This is a genomic window from Phocaeicola massiliensis B84634 = Timone 84634 = DSM 17679 = JCM 13223 (assembly GCF_000382445.1).
GTDB classification, from domain to species: Bacteria; Bacteroidota; Bacteroidia; order Bacteroidales; family Bacteroidaceae; genus Phocaeicola; species Phocaeicola massiliensis.
The window spans coordinates 1-1,752 of the sequence record NZ_KB905482.1 but is presented as its reverse complement, the minus strand read 5'-3'; the positions used below and the strand labels follow the sequence as shown (position 1 = coordinate 1,752).

Below are 1,752 nucleotides of genomic sequence, written 5' to 3'. Positions count from 1 at the left end.
AAAGGGTAGTACCGGAATATTAACCGGTTCTGCCATCGGCCTCGCCGTTCGGCTGAGCCTTAGGACCCGACTGACCCTGATCCGATTAGCGTTGATCAGGAAACCTGAGTCTTGCGGCGAGGGGGTTTCTCACCCCCTTTATCGTTACTTATACCTACATTTGCTTTTCCACACGCTCCAGCAGGGCTCACGCCCCACCTTCGACGCAGAGTGGAATGCTCCCCTACCGATCATTATATGATCCCACTGCTTCGGTAAACAGCTTGATACCCGATTATTATCCACGCCAAACTCCTCGACTAGTGAGCTGTTACGCACTCTTTAAATGAATGGCTGCTTCCAAGCCAACATCCTAGCTGTCTTAGCAATCTGACTTCGTTAGTTTAACTTAGCTGTTATTTCGGGACCTTAGCAGGTGGTCCGGATTCTTCTCCTCTCGGGCACGGACCTTAGCACCCATGCCCTCACTCCTGACCTCAAACTAATGCGCATTCGGAGTTTATCAAGACTTGATAGGCGGTGAAGCCCTCGCATCTTATCAGTCGCTCTACCTCACATTAGTAATGGTCAAGGCTGCACCTAAATGCATTTCGGGGAGTACGAGCTATCTCCAAGTTTGATTAGCCTTTCACCCCTACCCTCAAGTCATCCAGAAGCTTTTCAACGCTTATTGGTTCGGTCCTCCATCCGGTGTTACCCGGACTTCAACCTGCTCAAGGGTAGATCACTTGGTTTCGCGTCTACCACTACCGACTATACGCCCTGTTCAGACTCGCTTTCGCTTCGGCTACAGGCCTCATGACCCTTAACCTTGCCGGCAACGGTAACTCGTAGGTTCATTATGCAAAAGGCACGCCGTCACAGCTTACGCTGCTCCGACCGCTTGTAGGCGCACGGTTTCAGGAACTATTTCACTCTTCTGTTCGAAGTGCTTTTCACCTTTCCCTCACGGTACTGGTTCACTATCGGTCTCTCGGGAGTATTTAGCCTTACCGGATGGTCCCGGCTGATTCACGCAGAATTCCTCGTGCTCCGCGCTACTCAGGATACTACTATGCTTCGACAACATTCGAATACGCAACTGTCATGCTCTATGGTCTTTCTTTCCAGAAAGTTCTTCTCTGCTGTTTTCATGCAATGCCGTAGTCCTACTACCCCGGTCATGCCGTAACATAACCGGTTTGGGCTATTCCCCGTTCGCTCGCCACTACTGGGGGAATCATTATTATTTTCTTTTCCTGCAGGTACTAAGATGTTTCAGTTCCCTGCGTTAGCCTCCAACCGAGTTGGATAATATCTCTTCAAGATATTGGGTTGTCCCATTCGGAAATCTCCGGATCAAAGGTTATTTGCACCTCCCCGAAGCTTATCGCAGCTTATCACGTCCTTCATCGCCTCCGAGAGCCAAGGCATCCGCCATGCGCCCTTGCTTACTTTCTTTATTATCGCACACTATTGCCAGTGCGGGATGATATATACTTTTAGCTTTTTACTACTAAAATTACTGTTTTGCTTGTACAATATGTCATAGATCGTTTCTCTTTTCAGAGAGAGTGGAGAATAACGGATTCGAACCGTTGACCCTCTGCGTGCAAGGCAGATGCTCTAGCCAGCTGAGCTAATCCCCCGAACTTACTGAGTTCGTAGTCCCAGGCAGAGTTGAACTGCCGACCTCTACATTATCAGTGTAGCGCTCTAACCAACTGAGCTATAGGACTGTCAGGTTCAACCTAGTCTACCTTTGTTTAGACT

At 49.1% G+C, this 1,752-nt stretch carries 2 tRNA genes and 1 rRNA gene; all 3 read right to left on the bottom strand.

Annotated features, from left to right (window positions below):
* Window positions 1-1,440, bottom strand: a 23S ribosomal RNA gene (locus HMPREF1534_RS0119460); the annotation flags it as partial.
* 114 nt (window positions 1,441-1,554) lie between these two features.
* Window positions 1,555-1,628, bottom strand: a tRNA-Ala gene (locus tag HMPREF1534_RS00025).
* Window positions 1,629-1,644: 16 nt separating this feature from the next.
* Window positions 1,645-1,718: transfer RNA gene (locus HMPREF1534_RS00030), tRNA-Ile, on the bottom strand.
* Window positions 1,719-1,752: the final 34 nt, after the last annotated feature.